The organism is Blautia sp. MCC283 (genome assembly GCF_018785565.1).
In the GTDB taxonomy this organism is placed as follows: domain Bacteria; phylum Bacillota; class Clostridia; order Lachnospirales; family Lachnospiraceae; genus Blautia_A.
Genome location: NZ_WQQB01000055.1, coordinates 1 through 465, shown reverse-complemented (window position 1 = coordinate 465; position 465 = coordinate 1). Strand labels below are relative to the sequence as shown.

1 protein-coding gene is annotated in these 465 nt (G+C 38.3%); it reads right to left on the bottom strand.

Translation table 11 applies throughout. The annotated features are described in order from the left end of the window. Positions 1–22: 22 nt before the first annotated feature. Positions 23–445: an IS200/IS605 family transposase gene (gene tnpA / locus GPK81_RS14945; RefSeq protein ID WP_059086645.1), complete on the bottom strand. Its 423-nt coding sequence runs from the start codon at positions 443–445 to the stop codon at positions 23–25. Between the last annotated feature and the right edge of the window lie 20 nt (positions 446–465).

Genomic DNA, 465 nt, shown 5'->3' with positions numbered 1-465 from the left:
CTAAATTTAATTCCTTTTTGCATTATCCCATCTTATCCTTTTGTCTCTGCGATGTTTTCTGGTTTTCAATATACTGTTTTACTGTTTCCTGCGGAGCACCGCCTACCGTCGATACAAAATAGCTGTTTGTCCAGAGAGTCGGCATTTTCGTTTTAAGATAGGGAAATTCCTGTCTTAAAATTCTGGACGTATAGCCTTTAAATGACTTTACAGCTTTGTGGATGCCAAACTGAGGATCTACTTCCAAAAGCATATGAACATGGTCTGGCATGATCTCCATCTCCAGAATGTCTACAGAAAGATTTGCAGCATACTCTGTGAGCAGCTCCTTCAGCCGGACGTCCACACCGTTAATTAATACTTTTCGTCTATACTTTGGACACCATACTACATGGTATTTACAGGAATAGACGACATTGTTGTTTGATTTATATGTTGTGTTCATATTTGTATTATACTATGGTT